At 63.2% G+C, this 16,482-nt stretch carries 15 protein-coding genes; 2 read left to right on the top strand and 13 right to left on the bottom strand.

The window, feature by feature from the left end; genetic code table 11:
* Positions 1–98: 98 nt before the first annotated feature.
* From pth to C2L80_RS05965, 10 genes are all read right to left on the bottom strand, one after another.
* On the bottom strand, positions 99–656 hold the full coding sequence (pth, locus tag C2L80_RS06010) for an aminoacyl-tRNA hydrolase (RefSeq protein WP_087195585.1): 558 nt from the start codon (positions 654–656) through the stop codon (positions 99–101).
* Between the two features lie 191 nt (positions 657–847).
* Positions 848–1,813 carry a ribose-phosphate diphosphokinase gene (locus tag C2L80_RS06005; protein ID WP_103262852.1) on the bottom strand — a complete coding sequence of 322 codons (966 nt, stop codon included), beginning with the start codon at positions 1,811–1,813 and terminating at the stop codon, positions 848–850.
* A gap of 140 nt (positions 1,814–1,953) precedes the next feature.
* Positions 1,954–3,519, bottom strand: coding sequence for a helix-turn-helix domain-containing protein (locus tag C2L80_RS06000; RefSeq protein WP_103262851.1), 1,566 nt, complete (start codon positions 3,517–3,519; stop codon positions 1,954–1,956).
* Between the two features lie 57 nt (positions 3,520–3,576).
* Positions 3,577–4,500, bottom strand: coding sequence for a 4Fe-4S binding protein (locus tag C2L80_RS05995; protein ID WP_103262850.1), 924 nt, complete (start codon positions 4,498–4,500; stop codon positions 3,577–3,579).
* Positions 4,497–5,135 carry a 4Fe-4S dicluster domain-containing protein gene (locus tag C2L80_RS05990; protein ID WP_087193113.1) on the bottom strand — a complete coding sequence of 213 codons (639 nt, stop codon included), beginning with the start codon at positions 5,133–5,135 and terminating at the stop codon, positions 4,497–4,499. The genes C2L80_RS05995 and C2L80_RS05990 overlap by 4 nt, the downstream gene beginning before the upstream one ends.
* A 19-nt stretch (positions 5,136–5,154) precedes the next feature.
* Positions 5,155–5,823, bottom strand: a complete 669-nt coding sequence (locus tag C2L80_RS05985; protein ID WP_087193112.1) for a TorD/DmsD family molecular chaperone — start codon at positions 5,821–5,823, stop codon at positions 5,155–5,157.
* Between the two features lie 195 nt (positions 5,824–6,018).
* A complete protein-coding gene (locus C2L80_RS05980) occupies positions 6,019–6,828 on the bottom strand; it encodes a dimethyl sulfoxide reductase anchor subunit family protein (RefSeq protein ID WP_087193111.1) in 810 nt (269 codons plus the stop codon).
* Position 6,829: 1 nt separating this feature from the next.
* Positions 6,830–7,414, bottom strand: coding sequence for a 4Fe-4S dicluster domain-containing protein (locus C2L80_RS05975; RefSeq protein ID WP_087193110.1), 585 nt, complete (start codon positions 7,412–7,414; stop codon positions 6,830–6,832).
* Positions 7,404–10,100 (bottom strand): molybdopterin-containing oxidoreductase family protein, encoded by a 2,697-nt coding sequence (locus C2L80_RS05970; RefSeq protein ID WP_087195580.1) that lies wholly within the window; start codon positions 10,098–10,100, stop codon positions 7,404–7,406. The genes C2L80_RS05975 and C2L80_RS05970 overlap by 11 nt, the downstream gene beginning before the upstream one ends.
* A gap of 107 nt (positions 10,101–10,207) precedes the next feature.
* On the bottom strand, positions 10,208–10,828 hold the full coding sequence (locus C2L80_RS05965) for a hypothetical protein (RefSeq protein ID WP_087195579.1): 621 nt from the start codon (positions 10,826–10,828) through the stop codon (positions 10,208–10,210).
* A gap of 533 nt (positions 10,829–11,361) precedes the next feature.
* Here C2L80_RS05965 and C2L80_RS05960 point away from each other — a divergent pair.
* Together C2L80_RS05960 and C2L80_RS05955 are read left to right on the top strand one after the other, a co-directional pair.
* Positions 11,362–11,736, top strand: a complete 375-nt coding sequence (locus tag C2L80_RS05960) for a type II toxin-antitoxin system RelB/DinJ family antitoxin (RefSeq protein WP_103262849.1) — start codon at positions 11,362–11,364, stop codon at positions 11,734–11,736.
* A complete protein-coding gene (locus tag C2L80_RS05955; RefSeq protein WP_087195577.1) occupies positions 11,729–12,223 on the top strand; it encodes a type II toxin-antitoxin system VapC family toxin in 495 nt (164 codons plus the stop codon). Before C2L80_RS05960 ends, C2L80_RS05955 begins: the two co-directional genes overlap by 8 nt.
* A 140-nt stretch (positions 12,224–12,363) precedes the next feature.
* Here C2L80_RS05955 and tnpA read toward each other — a convergent pair whose 3' ends face one another.
* The 3 genes from tnpA to nhaA form a co-directional block, all read right to left on the bottom strand.
* Positions 12,364–12,819, bottom strand: coding sequence for an IS200/IS605 family transposase (gene tnpA / locus C2L80_RS05950; RefSeq protein WP_087195576.1), 456 nt, complete (start codon positions 12,817–12,819; stop codon positions 12,364–12,366).
* Positions 12,820–13,019: 200 nt separating this feature from the next.
* Positions 13,020–14,399: a bifunctional UDP-N-acetylglucosamine diphosphorylase/glucosamine-1-phosphate N-acetyltransferase GlmU gene (gene glmU / locus C2L80_RS05945; protein ID WP_087195575.1), complete on the bottom strand. Its 1,380-nt coding sequence runs from the start codon at positions 14,397–14,399 to the stop codon at positions 13,020–13,022.
* Positions 14,400–14,424: 25 nt separating this feature from the next.
* Positions 14,425–16,278: a Na+/H+ antiporter NhaA gene (gene nhaA, locus C2L80_RS05940; RefSeq protein WP_103262848.1), complete on the bottom strand. Its 1,854-nt coding sequence runs from the start codon at positions 16,276–16,278 to the stop codon at positions 14,425–14,427.
* Between the last annotated feature and the right edge of the window lie 204 nt (positions 16,279–16,482).

The raw sequence follows: 16,482 nt of genomic DNA, 5'->3' as shown, positions 1-16,482 counted from the left end.
CGCCCCTTCTCCTTTGCGCCCGCAAGCCTTCCGCGCCCGCCCTCCGGCAGAACGCCCTGCTCCCGCGCACTCACGGAATCCGAGCCGCAGCCACATCCCTAGTTGAACGACTGCTGCGTCTTCTCCAGCCCTACAGTCACCAACGAGAGCGCCGCCTGCGCACCGCGATCCACCGCGTAGGCGAAGTCGTCGGCCGCGTCCTTCTTCGGCAGCGATAGAACCCAGTCGACCACCGGCATGCGCCCCGGCGGCCGCCCGATGCCCACGCGCACGCGGAACCAGTCGCGCGTGCCCAGCTTGTCGCAGATGGAGCGCAGCCCGTTGTGCCCCGCGTGCCCGCCGCCGAACTTCACGCGCACAGTACCGGGGTCGATGTCCAGCTCGTCATGGATGACGACGAGGTGCGATGCGTCCACGCCGTACGCGTTCATGAGCTGCTTCACCGGACCACCCGACGTGTTCATGTAGCTTTGCGGCTTCGCCAACACAAGATCGACGTCGCGGTAGGCTCCCTTGGCCGTGAGCGAGCCGCACTCCGTCTTCCAGTAGCGCGCGCCCACCTCATCTCCGATGATGTCCACCGCGTCGAACCCGGCATTGTGCCGCGTATGCGCGTACTCCTCGCCCGGATTCCCCAGGCCGACGATCAAAAACATGAAACCAGCTTTCTACCCACGGGTCGAACGTATGTCAGCGAGAGGGGGCGTAGCGCCTCAGATTCGCGGGATGGCGAAGGCAAAGCGCGCTTCAGTACGCGAGTCTTCGGCATCGCGCGAAGATCGGGCACCACGCCCTTCGCAGCGTCGGCAGGTCCCGTCGTTTGGAGAACGACGGGACCTGCCCTCTCTTACTCGAACAGGCTCGCGACGCTGCCGTTGTTGTACACGTTGCTGATGGTCTTCGCGAACAGCGGCGCCACGGAGAGCACCTTCACCTTGCCGGTCTGGCGCGCAAGCGGCACGGGCACGGCATTCGTCACCACGACCTCCTCGATGCACGAGTTCTCGATGCGATCGTACGCCGGGCCGCTGAACAGGCCGTGCGTGGCGCACGCGTACACCTGCGCCGCCCCCTTCGCCTTGAGCGTGGAGGCGGCGGCCACGAGCGAGCCCGCGGTGTCGATCATGTCGTCGTTGAGGATGCAGATCTTGTCGGTCACGTCGCCGATGAGCGCGGTGATCTCGGCTTGGTTGTGCTTCGGGCGATCCTTGTGCATGATCGCGATGTCGCAGTCCAGCATCGTGGAGAACTTCTTCGCGGCCTTCGCGCGTCCCACGTCGGGCGACACCACGCACAGGCGGTCGTGGTCGAGCCCCTTGCTCTTGAAGTAGTCCACGAAGATGGGCATGGCCGTCATATGGTTCACCGGCTGATCGAAGAAGCCCTGGATGGCGTCTTGGTGCAGGTCGATAGTGATGACGTTGTCCACGCCCGCCGCGGCCAGAAGATCGGCCACGAGCTTCGCGGTGATCGGCTCGCGCGGAGCCGCCTTGCGGTCTTGGCGCGCATAGCCGTAATGGGCGACCACGGCAGATACGGAACGTGCCGAGGCGCGCTTCGCCGCGTCGGCCATGATGAGCAGCTCCATGAGCGCGTCGTTCACGTCGTAGCCCTCGCCCGCGCACACCGACTGGATGAGGAACACGTCGGCACCGCGCACGCTCTCCTGGTAGCGCGCGTATATCTCGCCGTTCGCGAACTTCTCTAGTTTCACGTTGCCCAGAGAAACGCCCAGCTCCTTGGCGATCTCGTCGGCAAGTTCGGGATTGACCGACCCCGAGAACAGGGCCATGCTCTTCTGCACTTCCGTCATGCGCGCGCTCCTTACGTCACCCCGGGGCCGCCGCACCCCGCAGCCGTCGCCCCGCTCTCCTGCCCCTATTGTATCCGCAGCGGTCCCGCACGCACAGGGCCAATCTCCGCATCTTCGCAGATTGAGCGCATGAATGCGCGCTAACGAAAGGCCCCCGCTTGCAGTGCGCCTTTGCGTTCTTCGATGAGGCTTTGCAGCTCTTGCTTGGAATGCACGCCCGCTTTCGCATAGACATTGCGAATATGGCTCTTCGCGGTGTTGAAGGAGATGCCCAGCTCGCCGGCAATGTGCTCGATCGTGTAGCCTTTTGCCAACAAGAACAGCACGTCGCGTTCGCGCAAAGACAGGCCCGCTTGCTCGGCTAGCGCATTGCAGCTCTTCGTCCAAGCGCCTTCGCGGGGAAAACCGCCCGCCCCGCCGTCGCTCCGTTCACCCGAAGAGGGATCGCAAGCGGCCTGGTTGGCTTGGGAGTTGCGCGTCTTTTTCAGCGCTTGGCCGATGGTGCGCTCGTTGAGCACCACCATCGACACCACCAGCAGCACGAACACCATGCCCATGGCGAACGCCACCATGTTGCTGGGATTCTCGAGCAACAAGGGCGCAAGCGACGAACCTGCGAACCAGCCGATGGTGGTGCCCGCCGCAGATGCTCCACGGCCCCAGCCGAACACGCTTGCATACGCAAGGTCGGTGCGGTTCGCCACATTGGCAAGCAGGCACCACACCATCAAGATGAACAGATTGTATGCGATGCTCGCCAGCTCTCCCTGGATAACGCCGAACCCTCCGAACAGCGGCACTGCAAGGTTGCCCAAGCATGCGAGGATGATGATAGGGTAGTACAGCTGGCTCGTGTCGAACTCTCGCACCAACAATCCCACCAGCACAAACAACAGCACCGCGGTGCAAGCCGTGGCGAACACGATAATGACGCCTTGATCAGTAACCGTCGAAAGCGGCTGCTGCAGCGCCATGAACCCCTTGGTGACGCCCGCGATGACCGAGAACACCACCACCGAAACCGCAAGCCGAACGAAATAACCGCGGGGCAATTCGCACATGGGGACAATGTCCTCGGAGGGCGCAACCGGCCCGCGAGTCGCCGCCATGGTGAACGCGGTCGCAACAAGAGGAAGCATCGCAGTCGCCAACAACCCCACCGGATGAGGGAGCCCGATGCATACGAAAAACAGCATGCCTGCGAAGATGAACGAGCCAGCGGTGTACATGAGCGCCTGACGCGCACCTACCGTGCTGTACACCGATCCCAAACGCAAAGCAACGAACGCCGTGCCAACGCCCGTCAGCGCGCAACTGACCATAAACAGCGCATCCTGCGAACCGGAAGGCGACGACCAAGCGGCCGTCAGCGTAGTGACAGCGGCAACGCCCGCCATCGAAAGCACCGCCGACCGCGATTCCACGATGCGGGTAGCCACGTTGTGGAAGACACCGGCCGCAATAAGCACGACGCCGAGCGCCGCCGTGGAAGCCAGATACATGGCGAACATGGCATCGCTTCCCACCGCGCTACCCGCCCAGCCAAACAGCACATCGCTGTTATAACAAAGAAATATCCAGGCATAATAGGCACCGAAACCCAGAAATTTGAGGCTCGGCCACTGCTCGTCCAAATCTTCCCACAAGCGCGTCGCCGAGAAGCGCGCACGACCGTCCCGCCTTCCGCTCGCCTTGTCTGCCCCCACAGCGTTCTTCCCCCTTCGCAAAACCCGACCGCAGCGCGCACCCCGTTTCGCGTCGATTTATTGTAGCATCCGATCCTTCTCTTTCGCCTCCGGCGAAGCTCCCTTCTCCTTTGTCGATTTCGGCAAAAAGGAAAAGGTGATGGCGTGCATCGGGCAGGCGTCGGCGCATGCGTGGCACTTCGTGCACTCGTTGAGCGGTGCCGATGCGGTCGGATCGTGAAGATCGATGCCCTCGGGACACGCCTCGGCGCACCGATGGCACGGCTCGCCCTTAGACGAGCGCAGGCACGCTCCTTCGTCGGTTGTCGGACGAAACGTCCGGTTCAGCCGCGACAGCAGCGACAGCAGCGCACCGAGCGGGCAAAACTGGCTGCACCATTTTCGCAGCACTGCCAACTCTAACACAAGAACGGCCGGAAACACCACCAGCGAAAGAGCCACTTCGTTGAACTGGAAGAGGCGCCACAACGCCACGATGGTGGCAAACGTCAAACCCACCGGGCATATCAGGCAAAACACCGGGAACCCGAACACGGCTGTGGACAAAAGCGCGCCTCCCAGCACCCAATTGCGCGAATCTCCCGCCCCGCCTCGCTTGGAGTTGGGGATGTCGAGCGCATCGAGTTTGGAAGATCGGAAAAGCCTCTTGCGCTTGCCCGCACCGTCTTTGGCCGCTTCCCGAGACGAACCGGATCCGAAGATGCGCCGCAGAAGCGGCACTGGGCACCCCCAGGCGCAGAACGCGCGTCCAAACACCAGCACAAGCACCACGCCGATGGCAAACGCAATGAGCATCGGCGGCACCACGGTTTTAGCGGCAAGAGCCACCTCCACCGCACCGATCGGGCAGATCGCCGCGATGTCGTAGATGCCCCAGGCCGAAGGAGTGCCCGTTCCGGCATGGAAGGCCAAGCCCAAACACACAAGCGCCACCACCGCCAAAGCGGACAGCGTGCGCAGCAGCTTCGCGTCGCGCTTCATGAGGCATTCATCTCGCTCTCGTTCTCGACGACGGTCGTGCCGAGCGCCGCGAACCGGCTCGGGCTGACCACCACGATTCCGCGTCGCGCACCACCGGCAAAGCTGCGGTATACGAGCGCGGGGCATATCTCCTCGCAGACGCCGCACCCGTTGCAGCGCTCGGCATTCACCACCGGATGGCCGGCATCGTCCAGTTCGACGGCCTCGAAGGGGCACGCTCGCTCGCACTCGACGCAGCCCTGATAGTAAGCAAGGCAGCGATCCTTCTGCACCACCGCCACGCCCACTTTGTCCACATCCGGATCGAAATTCCCGATCGCCCCCGTCGGGCACACGCGCAGGCAGTCTCCGCAGAAGTCGCAGCTCCCCCGATGAAAGTTCAGCTTGGGCGTACGGGCGCGCACCACGCCATCTCCCACCTCGGCCACCCCGATAACGCCCGTATGGCACACGCTGCGACAACGGTCGCACTTCACGCACGACGCCAGAAGGCGCAGCTCGTCCTGCGCTCCCGGCGGGCGCAGAAGATCGGTTTCAGACGCGCCGTCAAAGGCTTTTACCACCCCGCCGAATCCCGCGAACGCCGCAGCGGCACCGCAGAACCCCATGAACGCGCGACGCGTGTACTCGACCACGGCTTCCTCCGTTCGCCGCTTATGCCGCTTTGCCGACCGGCTCGATCACCTGATCCTCCAATGCGAGGAATCCTTCGGTGATATCGGCGATGCCGCGATAAAACGCCGTGCGCGCATACGCGCGGACATCGGCGCACAAGCGCGGCACCCATCCGGCCAGATGCTCGTCAAAGAACAGGCGCTGTTTCTCGCACAGCGCGGCGTAGCGCGCATCGTCTCCGGCCTCGAGCGCCGCCTGAGCACGCTCGATAAGCTTGGCCATGAACTGAAGCTCGAAGGACAGATGGTCCTCGGGCATGGTGTTCTCGGCCGGCAAACCCAGCCCTTCGCTCAGGTAGCAGGCCACCACCTCGTCGCGCGCTTCCTGCATGAGCAAATGCTCGGGGCTTGTGTACACCGACTCGTACGGCGGCGCGGTAATCTGCTCGTACATGCCCGCGCCCAAAAACACGCGCGCGTAATCCACCGCAAGCTCCTGACGTGTGCCGGAATCGCGATGACGCAGGTATTCCTTCACTGCAGAGTACCCCGCACCCACGAATTCGTCGTCCGCAGGAAGATCGCACTTCGCCAACGACTCGATCTGCTCTTCGGTCAACTCCACTTTGTACACGCTTGCCAAAAACTCGTAAAAGCCCTTGCGAGCGGTGTTCATCGCGACCAGCTCTTCGCGCTCGTGCAGCCCCATGCCGTCCTCCTCGCCTCTCGTCCTCTCAGCCTCTCAACCTCTTAGATTCGTCGTGATCCTGCTTGCCCTTGCCTCGATCGTTCGGCTAAGCCCTGCGCCTGGAGAGAAAGGCGCTTGCGGCCTGGCCGCGCGACCAACCACGGCAGGTGGAGGCTGCCGCCCACGTAGCGCACAGCCCCCACCTTGCAAGCGTCGCTACAGCGCGATTCCGAAATAGTTGGCCACCGCCGTGCCCACCATCCACATGACGGCGCGGAAAGCGACCGAGCCGGCGATGCCGCCCGCAAACGCAACAACCCCAAGCGCGAGCGTCGATGCCGGCTTGCTGCAAGCAAGCCACCCGCACACCGCAGGCACCACACCGCCGCATGCAAGCGAAACCCAGAACACGGCTGCGGAATCGCCCATAGCCGCGCCAGACGCGAACCCGAAGGCCAAACCCGATGCGATTGCAAGCACGCCGCCGACAACCGTTTCGATGCCGGCCAGCTTAAGGGCCTCGTCGCGCTCTTTCTTCAGAGCGGCCAGCAGCAGGTACAGCGCCAAACCGCTCGCCGCAGCGAATCCCAGGTAGCCAAACGGCAACGCGATGGTGTTCCACGTGGGACGAGCCTCCATCATGTAGGAGTAACCGCTCGCGAAGCTGAACACGACGCCGATGACGGCGGCCGCCACCGCCACGGCCTTGCGCACGCCCGCCGAAACGCCGCGGGCGAGCAGGATCAGATACACGACCTCTGCCAAAATGAACAAGCCGATGAGGAGTGCTTCAAGGAAGATACCCGGAGTGGGATGTCCGAGCACCGCCATGATGCGGTCGGGATGCGACAAGTGCGTCACCGACGCGATGCCGCCAACCACGGCCAGCACCAAAGCCACCGCCGATGCCAAACGATTCGTGCGCTCGGTCAGGCCACGCAGCTCGTCCACCGCAACACCCACCGACGCCCAGGTTCCGCAGCCGGCGACAGCCGTGAACAGAACGAGGGACCATTGGATCTCCATGCTACTCAACCCCTTCCATCCACTCGCCGTGCATGCTGGTCATGATGTACTTCGTGCAGGGGTTGTTGCCCACGTTCGGAAGCTCGTGGATGTCCGCCTCGTCGTACTTCGCAAGCTCCTGGGACACATCCGAGTTCGGATCGTCGAGGTCGCCGTAGAAGCGGGCGCCGGCGCTGCAGCTTTTCACGCAGGCGGGAAGCTCGCCGTTCGCGGTCAGATGGCCGCACAACGTGCACTTCTCCACCGTCTGAGACGCCTTGTTCCAGTCGCGCACGCCGTAGGGGCAGGCCATCATGCAGTACTTGCAGCCGATGCACTTCTCGCGGTCGATAAGCACCACGTTGTTGCCGTCGCGGTAGCTCGCGCCCGTCGGGCACACGTGCACGCACGGCGCATCGGCGCACTGCTGGCACATGGTGGGCAGCGGATAGCGAACCATGTTCGGGTACTCGCCGAAGGGCCCTCGCTGCAGCATCTTGTTCCAATACTCGCCCAAGGCGACGTCGTTTTCCATCTTGCACGTGATCTCGCAGGAATAGCAGCCCGTGCAACGGTCGAGGTTCACCACGATGCAGTTATGCGCCATATTCGAACACCTCCTCGGTGGGATCGCTCGGCTGCGGCATCCAGGGCTCGAACTGCTCGGGCTCGGTCCACACGCCTTCCGGTGCGGCGGCGTCAGGCGTGACCCTCACCTGGAAGCCGCGCAGGGTGTAGGTGCCGTACTCGGGGTTGTACGGCTCGTCGTTCTTGGTCAGCACGTTGATGTTCATCACCTTGTACGCGCGCTCAGGATCCGAATCAAGCAGCTCGGGCGCCCAGAACCGCTCCTGGTACACCACGCCCTTCGCAATGGCGGTGGTCACGCGCGCCTTGCCGTGCGTCTCGCCGCGACGGCTGGCGATGGTGCACCACTGACCGTCCTCCACGCCGTACTTCGCCGCATCCTCGGGATGGATCCACAGCTCCGGCACGGGGTAGATCTCGCGCAGGTAGGGAATGTTGCGCAGCGTGCCGTGGTGGTACATGGGAAGACGGCCCTCAGTCAGCACGAGTGGGTACTCCGTGTCCGTGAGCGGGCTTTCCGCCGGCTCCTTGTAGTAGCACAGCGGCTCGTAGTCCTTCGATGCCGGCTCCAGCACGAGGTTCTTCTCCTCGAAGCACTGCGACCAGGGAAACCCGGTGCGCCCGAGGATGGTGTTGGATTCGCAGTACACCTCGCACTTCTTGGACGGCGTGCCGAAGCCTTTCGCCTTGCCCGTAGCCTCGTCCACGGCCTTGTACGTGTAGTAGGTGCGGTACTCGTCCTCGGTGCACCACTCGAACACGCCCTTCGCCGCAGCCTCTTCCCACGACATGTCAAGCTTGTCCAGATGCAGCTTCTGTTTCTCGTACTCGTTTTTGTACATGGGGATGCCGTTGGTGCCTTCGGCCGTGAACGCCGCCTTCGCATGCTCGTTGCCCAGTTCGGCCATCTTCTGCACGATCTGCGTCCAAATAAGGCCCTCTTCCACCGTCTCGAAGAGATGGGTGACCGCCTGACGTATCACGATGGTGTTGAGCTGCGGAATGACGAGGTTCGTCTCCAACCACTCGGCCGACGGCAGCAGCATGTCCGCGCACAGCACCGAGAACGCCGTCGGATACATGAAGATGTGGCAGATGAAATCAACGTTCGGCACGATCTCGTCGAGGCATGTGGAATTGCCCAGCATAACGTGCTTGTTGCCGGAGCGCTCGAACCATGCGTGGATCTGATACGGATCGCCGTCTTTCATAGCTTTGAGCACCGCGGGGATGAACGCCATGTCCCAATCGAGCAGACCCTTGTGCTCCTGCACGCCCAGGCGCTTCAGTATCTTCTCGCGCTTCATGAATCGCGGGGTGTTGGGAATCTGGTCGCGCGCCGGACACACTTTGAAACTCTGCAGCATGGAACCGGGCTTCTGCACATTGCCCATGAGGTATTCGAGATTGAGTGCGCCAAGAGCGCATTGCTGCGACTGCTCGTACTGGTCGATCGCCACACCTTGCATGATGCCTGACTGGCCGGAGGTGTATATTTCCAGCGCTTTTTCAATCTGATCCTCTTGAAGCCAGCAGATTTCGGCCGCCTTCGCCAGCGTGAACTCCTCCACGCTTTCCTTAAGCAACTGACCACCCGTGGGATACTGCTTGCCGTCGATCTCGTACGTGCCGAACAGGGGAGGCACCACGCCTTCGTTCATGGGATATTCGAGCACGACGGGCTTGTTCTGCGCAGGATCCCATATAACGTAGTCGGCATCAGAACCTTCGAGGCCGCATTCCGTCGGCTTGAGCGTAAGGCGCGTCTCGGGGTTCACAAGGTAGGGCATGTTCGTCCAGTTCGTGCAGAACTCCGTATCATACTTCTCGTTATCGATGATCCACTTCGTCCACGCCATGATGAGCGCAGCGTCCGTGCCGGGGCGGATGGGCAACCACACATCGGCCTTGGCCGCGTCCATGGTCATACGCGGGTCGATGACCACCGTCTTGAGGCCCTGTTCGCGAGCGCGCAGTTCGGCAAGCGCGCGACCGCCCGTGGCAACCGAGCTGTTGGACGGGTCGGTGCCCCACAGCACAAGCGATTCCACCGGCGAGTCGGTGAAGTAGTAGTCCCAGCCGTTCGAATCGCTGAACGACAGGTTGTTCGGCTTGCCCATGCCGTTCGACAGCTGCGAAGCGGCCATGCGCGGCAAGTAGCATTGCGCGCAGCCGGGCTCCCACACGTTGGGCGTGTTGATGGCCTCGCCGAAGCGCTTCACATTGCTGAAGTGCGGGTTGCCGCCACCGCCGGTAGACACGGCCACGCACTCCGAGCCGTACTTCTCGTCGATCTCGATGAGCTTCGTGGCGATCTCGGTGATGGCCTCGTCCCACGTGATGCGCTCCCACTGGTTCTGGCCGCGTTCGCCCACGCGACGCATGGGGTACTTGTTGCGATTCGGATGATAGAGCGCTTGGATGCCGGCCATGCCCTTGGCGCACAGGCCGCCTTGGCTCATGGGGCTTTCGGGGTTGCCCTCGATCTTGATGACGCGACCGTTCTTCACGTGGGCCAGCACGGCGCAGCTGGCGATGCAGGCGCGACAGGCCGTCTTCACGATCTTCACGTCGCCGCCCGTGTCAGCATGAGCCGGCTCGACGTGCACGAGATCGTCGTTCACGGCGACGCCCAGACCGCACGCCGCACCGAGCGCCGCTGCCGACTTCACGAAACTGCGCCTCGTGATGGTAGGCTGTGTCATATTCCCTCCTCCTTCGTCTCGTCTTCTTTGATGATGCTTGATGTTCGATGATCTCTATCTCGAATGGGATGCCCGCGCCCTCGGCGCCAACATGAACGGACAGTGCCCTACCCGATCGCGGCCAGCATCTGCCGACCGGGTTTCGTGGTTTTCCAGGAGCCATCCCATGCAAGACCGCCTACGGTCTCCAACTTGGAGATGAAGTAGCTGGCATATACTCGTTTCGGCATGCTGAGCGCCGGGTCGCCCTCGAGCGCATGCTCGATGGCGGCCTTCGTCGCGCCGCCGCTTTCGGCGCAGAGGCCAAGCGCGGTGGCGTACGCGCGCGCATAGCCCGAAGGCTCATCACGCAACATTTCGGCGAAGCGTCGCGTGGGCTCAAACCGCTCCAGAGCGGCCTTTCCGGCTGCGGTGGTCTCCACGGTGTAGCCAACGGGCATGTCCTCGGGTCGCGCATCCGGCGGGCAATCGGGCTCGGGCACCTCGACGGCTTCAACGCCGCCGCAGTCGATCATGATACGCAGAAGCGCGTGGGCGTTCTGCGTGCTGAGGCCCAATTCGGGACGCGCGTCGATGCGCGCCTCGGCCTCGCGGTACGGCATACGTCGCTTGCAGACGGACAGCACGGCGCATAGCGCCAGCGTGTTCGCCCGGTTAGCGCCAAGCCGTTCGACGACAGCTCCGACAGCGTCCGGCACCGGTGCGACTGTTTGCCCATGACCGGCCATTGGCCTCCCCCGCTTCCTCTCGCTTCCTCTCGTCATGCCCTCATTTCGAGCGGCTTTACCATAGCGGGCCCCAGGCAGAAGAAACACGTCCGTTATTCGTGAAAACGTGGGGAACAAGCAGATATTTATGGGTGACCAAGAGTGCAGAAATACCGTCAAAAATGGGTGACCATATGAAGCGAACTGGGATTATGCAAGGAGCGTCGCTTTCTCTTCTTAACGCCCCCCTTTTTCGCAGCGGCCAGCCGCGCCAGGAAAGGCGGCAGGATACGGGTCGGGTGGCAGCATCGGCAAAGGCGGTTACCTCATTGCAGTTCTATCGACCGAGGGGCCGCTTTCGCCTAAGCGCGGCAGCTTCCTCCCGTTACCCGCGCTTTCAGGCACCCACCCCGCAAGCGCGACGCGCCTCGCACCGTCCCGTGTCGCAAGCGCGACGCGCCTCGCACCGCACATGCGGGGCCGTCATCGCACACCTTCATGCTGCTTTATGTCAAAATATGCTTTGCTTTACGTAAAGCATGAAAGGATACCCCATGTCAACGGAGACGGCCCAAATCAACGCGCGCATCAACCGCACGCTCAAGGAGCGCGGAGACGCAGCGCTCGAACGCGCCGGCTACACGCCCTCGCAAGCGATACGCAATCTGTGGGATTTCGCCGCGCGCAACGCGCACGACCCGCGCGCCATCAGGATCCTGTTCGATACCGAAGAAAACGAGGAAGAGCGCAAGGCAGAGGAGGAGCGCGCGCGGAGACGGGAGGAGATGCGAAAAAGCATGAACATCATGGTTGAAGCGTACGAGCGACTCGGGATTAAGCCTTCGGACTGGACGATGAACGCATCGTACGAAGAAATGCGCGATTACGCCCTGCTCGAACGCCTTCGGGAACGAGGCCTCGATGGTTAGCCAGCAAACTTCTCTTCTGATCGACACCAACGTTTGGCTCGACTGCTTTCTTCCCAACCGTCCGGAGCACGCCGAAGCGACGTCCCTCATGCTGTTCGCATATGAGCACGGCTATCCACTATTGTATCCCGCCGCCATCGCCAAAGACGTGTTCTACCTGGCCGCGAATAACTTCAAACGCGATATGCGCAACGAAAGCGGCACGCTCGGCGGGCACGATGCGGCAACGGCAATCGAGCTTGCCTGGGGATGCGTAAACGCCATGCGCGACCGAGCCACCGCCGTAGGCACCGACGAGTCGGACCTGTGGAAGGCGTGCGCCCTCCACAGCATCCACAACGACCTTGAGGACAACCTGATCGTCGCCGCCGCGCAGCGAGCGAACGCAAGCTACCTCGTCACCAACGACGAAGGGCTCATCAAGCACGCCCCCGTCGCCGCGCTCACGCCGAAAGACGCCCTCGCGCTCCTGCAGGCGGGGCTCTAAATCATGACCACCCGCATAGCGGGTGGTTTGCTCTGGGGGTATAACCCCGAGGAGGAACGGGCGGCGTCTCAAGGCGCCGCCCTTCGCTTGGCGCTCAGGTCGGAAATGCCCTTGCCGCCTTGGCGGGCCGCAGGATGCGGCTACCTGGCGAAGGGGTCGTCGTACTCCTTGACGCTCAGCTTGTCCAGCGCCATGTCGTGGGCCTCCTGCTCCCTGACGTGCTTGGCGATCGTCGCCTCGTTCAGCCCGACGGTCGATACGCAGCAGCCCTCGCACCAGAACTTGCGGTTGCCGAACTTGTACTTCAGGTTGCCGTGCCTCTCGAACATCATGAGGGAGCTCTTCCCCTTCAGGTAGCCCATGAAGCTCGAAACGCTCATCTTGGGCGGGATGCTCACCAGCATGTGCACATGGTCGGGCATCAGATGCCCCTCTATTATCTCCACGCCCTTGTAGGAGCAGAGCCTGCGCAGTATCTCCCCCACGCTCTTCCGGTATTGGTTGTAGATGATCTTTCGTCTATACTTCGGTGCGAACACGATGTGGTACTTGCAGAGCCACCTCGTGTGCGACAGGCTGTTCGCTTGTTGCGCCATATCGTTGCCTTTCTCCCTATCTCTGATGACCTGAGCAATCACCATTGTAGGGGGAAAGGCGAATTCGCGTAGCGGCTATCGTCCTCCACCCGCATAGCGGGTGGTTTTCCGCCTCTCGCGCTTCGCGCAGAGGGCAGGGTTGCTGACCCATGAAAGAAAACGGGGCGACCGCGCCGCCCCATTTTCTTCGTTCGCTCGTCCTACTCCCCCGCCTGCCGCGCGCGCTTCTTGGCGGCCCAGCCGGCAACTTCGCGCTGCTCGGGGCGCGTGAGGGCGAGCGCATCGGGCGCAACGTCCTTCGTGATGCACGAGCCCGCACCCACGATGGCCCCCGCGCCAATGCTCACGGGCGCCACCATCATGGTGTCGCTGCCGATGAACGCGCCGTCGCCGACGACGGTGGCGTGCTTCTTCTTGCCGTCGTAATTGCAGGTGATCGACCCGGCGCCGATGTTCACATCCTCGCCGATGGTCGCGTCGCCGATGTAGGACAGGTGCGGCACCTTCGAGCCCTTGCCCACCGTGGACTTCTTGATCTCCACGTGCGTGCCGGCCTTCGCGCCCTCGCACAGGTGCGCCGCCGGGCGCAGATAGGCGCGCGGGCCGCAGGTGGCGCCGTCGTCGATGCGCGCCTCCACAGCCACCGTCTCGTCCACCACGCAGCCCCGCCCCACCACGGTGTCGGTGAGGCGCGAGTTCGGCCCGATCACGCTGTCCTCGCCCACCTGCGTGCAGCCCATCAGAAACGTCTGCGGCAAAAGCTCCACGTCGCGCTCGATGCGCACGTCGGGACCGATCCACACCTGGTCGGGATCGACCATGGTCACGCCCGCCGCCAAGTGCGCGGCATTGATGCGCCGCTGCAAATGCTTCGTCGCCTCGGCCAGCTGGATGCGCGAGTTCACGCCCAAGCACTCCGCAGCGTCCGCGCAGGGAAGCGCCAGCACCGCCCGTCCGGCGCGGCGGCAGATCTCCAGCACGTCGGTGAGGTAGAACTCGCCCTGGGCGTTGTCGTTGCCCACCTGCTGCAAAGCCTCGAACAGCGCACGAGCGTCGAAACAGTAGAAGCCGGAATTGCACTCGCGGATGGCCGCCTCCTCGGGCGCGGCATCCTTCTGCTCCACGATGCGCGCCACGCCCCCCTGAGGATCGCGCACGATGCGCCCGTAGCCGAAGGGGTCGTCCGGCTCCATGGTCAGAACCACCACAGCCGCGCCCGCCTCCTCGCGGACGCGCACCAGCTCGGCGATGGTTCCCGCCGTGATGAGCGGGCAGTCGCCGGAAAGGACCACGAGCGACCCGTCGAAGTCGGCCAGGGCGTCGGCGCACACAGCCACCGCGCCGGCCGTGCCGTTGCGCTCCTCTTGCACCACCACGTCCGTGTCGGCCTCCACCAGCGGGATCACTTGCTCGCGCTCATGGCCCACCACGCTCACCACGCGCGCCAATCCCGCTTCGCGCGCCGCGTCCACCACCCAGCGGACAAGCGGCTTGCCCAAGATCTCGTGCGCGACCTTCGGCTTCTTCGACTTCATGCGGGTTCCCGCGCCCGCGGCCAACACGATGGCAGCTGCCTCCATGATGCTCCTTCGCTCCGTAGCCTTCCTACCTATCGGACTTCGACCCGGCAGACCCGTCGGATCCGTCAGGCTTGCCGGCTTCCTCGAACCCGCCGGACATACCGGTGACATCCTCGCCTTCGCGGCGCAGCGCGTCGCGCAAACGCTCCTCGTCCCCCGACTGGCGCAAAACCTCCTCAACGCCGGTGAGCGGCGGTTCGTCCTCATGCTCTTCGAACTCGCGCTGCACTTTTTTCAACAGCTCGTCCTCGCCCTCCTCGCTCAGCACGCGCACCACCTCTTCGCGCAAAGCCTCACGAACATCGCCGATCGAGCCGCCTTCCAAAAGGCCGCCTTCGCCCAAATCAACCACGATCTCGAACACGCCGCCGCGCTTCTTCGCCGCCTCCACCTCGCTTTTGAGGGCCGGACTCTCGATATCGCGCAGCAGCTCCTCGGCATCGCGCGTGGCCTCGTCGCCCGCCGTCTGGCGCGCCACGTCGTCGCCGCTAGCCGACAGATAGGCCACGCCGCGCCTCTGCGCCGCTTTCGCTTGCAGCAGCAAGAACACAAATCCCAGCACACCCGCCAAAAGCGAGGCAGCCAAAATGCCCAGCTTCGCCGTGGCCACATGCGTCTCGTCGGTGAACGCGAGGTTCGCCACGAAAATGGCCATGGTGAAGCCGACGCCGCCCAAGATGGACGCGCCCAGCATGTGAAACCAGTTCACGTTCTCGGGCAGCGACGCCAGCTTGCTCTTCACGATGGCGAAGCTCATGAGCATGATGCCGAGCGGCTTGCCCAGAAGAAGGCCCAGCATGACGCCGTACAAGACAGGGTCGGTCAGCATGGCGCCCACGTCCATGCCCGCAAAGCCCACGTCGGCGTTCGTGAGCGCGAACAGAGGCAGTATCCCGAAGTACACCCACGGGTACAACCGATGCTCCAAGCGCGTGGCAGGTGGCACCACCTGACGCGCCACGCGGGACAACGACGACACCGTTTCGATGTAGTCGCCCTGAGCGATGACGGGCGTTTCAGGTTGGTAGGCGTCGTGCGCCTCGCGCACCTTGTCGCCCGACCAGGCAGTGAAGTTTTTGAGGTTCACGCGAGAACCCGACGGGATGACGAACGCCAACAGCACGCCCGCGATGGTCGAATGCACGCCCGACATGAACACGCAGTACCACAGCACGCCGCCCACCAGCAGGTACGGCACAAGCGAGTAGATGTGGATGCGATTCATCAAAACCAGCGCCACCAGCACCGAAGCCGCTGCGCCCAGCCAGAACAGCGACGGGCTGTGGCCGTAGAAGATGGCGATCACCAAGATGGCGATGATGTCGTCGGCCACGGCGAGCGTGCTCAAGAACACGCGCACGCCGCTCGGCACGCGATTGCCCAGAAGCGCCAAGATGCCCAAGGCGAATGCGATGTCGGTGGCGGTGGGCACGCCCCAACCGTGCGCCGTACCGGGGTTTGCGGCGTTGAACAGCAGGTAGATGACGATGGGCGCGATCACGCCGCCCACAGCCGCCATGATGGGCAGAAGCGCCTGACGGATGTTCGTCAGCTCGCCCACCGTCAGCTCGTATTTCACTTCCAAACCCACGAGCAGGAAGAACACGGCCATGAAGATGTCGTTGATCACGTGCGCGAGCGACATGCCGGCGAACGACCCGCCGAAGAACAGGCCCACCTCCGTGTGCCAGAACCCCAAGAACGCCTCGTACGCGCCCGTGTTCGCCACGACGAGCGCCACCACGGCGGCCAGCAACATGAAACCCGCCGCCTTCATGGAGGAGTGGGTGAACTTGATGAGCTTTCTGTAGCGCGCCTGATGACCCTGCACCTCGCTGATGAAGATGCGCTGGGTGCCGTCGATGTTCGTGTCCGCCATGTCAGCCTTCGCCTTCCGCATAGGTAATCATCGTATTATCCCCTATCACGCCCATGCGTCCGCTCGATTATCGCACGTTTTTAAACCGATTTCATAACACAGGTCAAAATGGTCGGGAAAACGACGAGGATTTGCGCTATCCTGTACCTAGCAGCTGAGGCGTGAGGAGTCGGCTTGGAACGTGCGTGAAGGGCATATCGTGTC

It is taken from the genome of Rubneribacter badeniensis, from assembly GCF_002899695.1.
GTDB lineage: Bacteria > Actinomycetota > Coriobacteriia > Coriobacteriales > Eggerthellaceae > Rubneribacter > Rubneribacter badeniensis.
This window is presented reverse-complemented; position numbering and strand designations above follow the sequence as displayed.